We start from the raw sequence: 2,526 nt of genomic DNA, 5'->3' as shown, positions 1-2,526 counted from the left end.
GGCGTGACCGCGACGCTTGGTGATGCGTCCAGGCGGCACATCCATCACGACAGGACACAGGCAAACATGAGGGGCTGGAAGAGCCGGCTTGTGGATCATGCCGTCCGGCCGGTTCAGCAGTTTTCCAACTGTGCCGGAAAGAACGCTACCGATGGCGCCATGATCATCAATGCAATGGATCTGTTGCACCGGAAACGCCTTGAGGGTTTCGGCATTGCCTTGAGCGATGGGGACTTTACCCGACTGGCGGTGCGCATCCGTGAAGAGACGGAATTGGTGACCGGCAGACACTGTCTTCTTTCATGGGCGCCTGCAGCAGCTTTACCCGTTTCGACAGGCTGCGGCTCCCCGGAGACATGCGATCGCTCTCCGGCCCAACAGCAGATGCAGACCTAGCCGGCAGGATGGAAACAGATCGTTCCGCGTATGCCTTGCGGCAGATGCTGTTGCTGATTGCAAGGCTCGCCGCGCAGGAACGGCAGCTTGAGGTGCGGCGCAAAACGCTGCTTGGCGCATGGGTGCTCAACGAACTGCAAAACCCGGCGGACCTACCGAATACGCGGATGCTGCAGGACTTACTGCGCGTCAGTTGCCGCAGATGGCGCTTGGGGGATGATGATCGTGCGCTGCTTGGGGAGCTGGTCAAAGGGGGAAACGCGGATGAGGCGGGTTGAAGATTTTCTGGCAGTCAGCCGAGTTGGTGTTCGATTGCGGCCTTGTCGATGACTGACCAGACCGTTCGGATTTTGGTGTGTTCAAATGCGTAGAAAACGTATTCGCAGAACTGAACTTGTTGACCATTGACTGGAAGGCCCATGAAGGTGGATTTGGGCGTGCAATCAAACGTAAGCCGGGCACCGATCCTGTAGGCGTCGCTGATAAGGATCTCTGCCTCAAACCGCAGGTCGGGAATTTCGGCAAAGTCCTTTTCCAGCATGTCGCAACCCAAACGGGCATCCGTTGTGTTCGACATTGTCGACAACGAAGGTGCCTAGTTCATCAAAGGCCTGACGGTTGAGGCAGTCTAGATAGGAGAGATAGATGTCCTGAAGTGTCGGCATGTGTTTCTCCGCGCGGATGGATCCCGCTTTTTAGCGGCGAGGCTCAATAATTACTACTCGGTTCCCATCTTGTGTTGACTAGCCTTTGCAGAACCGACCGTTGACATGACGGTTTGTTCTCAGCAAAAAGTTGCCAATCGAAGGGGAGTTGAACGTGCATGACAAGCTCGCGGGTAAATGCTGATGTCCTCCTGAATCTCGGTTTCATAGATGTGGGGAAATGGCGTCTGAAAGACGATTTCATTACTTACGAGCTTGACGGTGAGAACGCCGCCTCAAATCGTATCGTGCTGGAAGCACCGAACGCGCTATACGCATTCGTGCTAGAAGACCTGGTTCTCTATATTGGGAAGACTGCCCGCTCAATCAGGAAGCGATATGTCGGATACTGTCGTCCTGGTAGCTCGCAAGCCACGAACCAGCGTTGCCATCGCAACATAAAAACGGTGATCGCGGATGGTGGTATGGTCCGCATCTTTGTTTTTACGCCGATAACTCATCTTCAATATCTGGACTTTGAAATCAATTTGGCTGCCGGACTGGAGGACAGCCTGATCCGCGAGTTCGAGCCGCCTTGGAACGGAAAGGATAAAGGTCGTGCGATCTCGGAAGACGCAGAACGTGAGGAAGAACAGGAAGCCGAGTTTGATGCTCCGGCTATCGCTGAAGCCGATCTGTATTCACGCACGACGGACCGCATATTGGCGTCTTTTTCTGTCGTGCTAGGACTTACTTATTATAAAATGGGGATCCTCAATCCCGGTGCCGATGCCAGCAAATTTCTGGGAAAGGATGGGGAAGCTATCCAGGTCAAATTCAGTGACGGTAGTCCGACAGTCGTTTCGAAGATCAACCGGAGTGCCAATCGAACCGGGGCTGTCAGAGTGATCGGCCAGAATTCCCAGATTGCCAGATGGTTTCAGGCACACTTCGATGAGGGAGATATAGTCGAAGGCATTGTGCTCGATGAACATACGATCGAACTGGGATGCAATTAGCACGCTTTTGTCGACAAACTGAACGGGTGAGATGGTGTTCGTTAGTTAGGTTGTTTCGTTGCTTGGTCAGCGGCGATTGTTGACCCATATACCGTATCCGTTTTCCTTCTCTGCCAAGAACTCAATTCCAGCTTCCTCAAAAACCAACTTGATCGTCGCGACCGTGTTGTCTTTTAGTGGGTCACCACGTTCAAGCCGCGATACGGTCTGAGTCGAGACGCCGGCAATTCCGGCCAGTTCGCGGACACCCCATCCGAGGGCTACACGAGCAAGTTTGCATTGAGATCCATTCATTTCACAACACTGTTGTGATTTTTCTTGCTCGTCGACATCTAATTTCGTAACCTCCGAAGCTGTAATCGGCTGGACTCAGTGTTGGTACCACTTCGTCCAGCCTGACCACAATCTAGCTATCTGGAGCTTGGATCATGGCTGATTCTGAGAATAGCAGAACTTTACCTAAAATT

Annotated in this window: 4 protein-coding genes and 1 pseudogene; 3 read left to right on the top strand and 2 right to left on the bottom strand. The window is 53.0% G+C overall.

From position 1 onward, the window contains the following. Positions 1-66: 66 nt before the first annotated feature. Both T18_RS28320 and T18_RS26140 read left to right on the top strand, forming a co-directional pair. Positions 67-396: an NYN domain-containing protein gene (locus tag T18_RS28320; protein WP_414896167.1), complete on the top strand. Its 330-nt coding sequence runs from the start codon at positions 67-69 to the stop codon at positions 394-396. 8 nt (positions 397-404) lie between these two features. After that, positions 405-674 carry a hypothetical protein gene (locus tag T18_RS26140; RefSeq protein ID WP_046205635.1) on the top strand — a complete coding sequence of 90 codons (270 nt, stop codon included), beginning with the start codon at positions 405-407 and terminating at the stop codon, positions 672-674. Positions 675-688: 14 nt separating this feature from the next. Here the strand turns inward: T18_RS26140 and T18_RS26135 are convergent. Continuing rightward, positions 689-1,061 (bottom strand): annotated as a pseudogene (locus T18_RS26135) (ester cyclase). Positions 1,062-1,219: 158 nt separating this feature from the next. Between T18_RS26135 and T18_RS26130 the strand changes: the two are divergent. Beyond that, positions 1,220-2,059 carry a GIY-YIG nuclease family protein gene (locus T18_RS26130; protein ID WP_038493367.1) on the top strand — a complete coding sequence of 280 codons (840 nt, stop codon included), beginning with the start codon at positions 1,220-1,222 and terminating at the stop codon, positions 2,057-2,059. 66 nt (positions 2,060-2,125) lie between these two features. Here the strand turns inward: T18_RS26130 and T18_RS26125 are convergent, their stop codons facing one another. Then, positions 2,126-2,353, bottom strand: coding sequence for a helix-turn-helix domain-containing protein (locus T18_RS26125; protein ID WP_038493364.1), 228 nt, complete (start codon positions 2,351-2,353; stop codon positions 2,126-2,128). Positions 2,354-2,526 lie beyond the last annotated feature (173 nt).

Origin of the sequence: Rhizobium sp. TBD182, from assembly GCF_001950375.1 — a bacterium.
GTDB classification, from domain to species: Bacteria; Pseudomonadota; Alphaproteobacteria; order Rhizobiales; family Rhizobiaceae; genus Agrobacterium; species Agrobacterium tumefaciens.
This window is presented reverse-complemented; position numbering and strand designations above follow the sequence as displayed.

What these genes read in the sequence shown, in the direction of transcription:
- T18_RS28320 (WP_414896167.1), top strand. Translation starts at nt 67, where the DNA reads ATGAGGGGCTGGAAGAGCCGGCTTGTGGATCATGCCGTCCGGCCGGTT.
- T18_RS26140 (WP_046205635.1), top strand. Translation starts at nt 405, where the DNA reads ATGGAAACAGATCGTTCCGCGTATGCCTTGCGGCAGATGCTGTTGCTG.
- T18_RS26130 (WP_038493367.1), top strand. Translation starts at nt 1,220, where the DNA reads ATGACAAGCTCGCGGGTAAATGCTGATGTCCTCCTGAATCTCGGTTTC.
- T18_RS26125 (WP_038493364.1), bottom strand. Translation starts at nt 2,353, where the DNA reads ATGAATGGATCTCAATGCAAACTTGCTCGTGTAGCCCTCGGATGGGGT.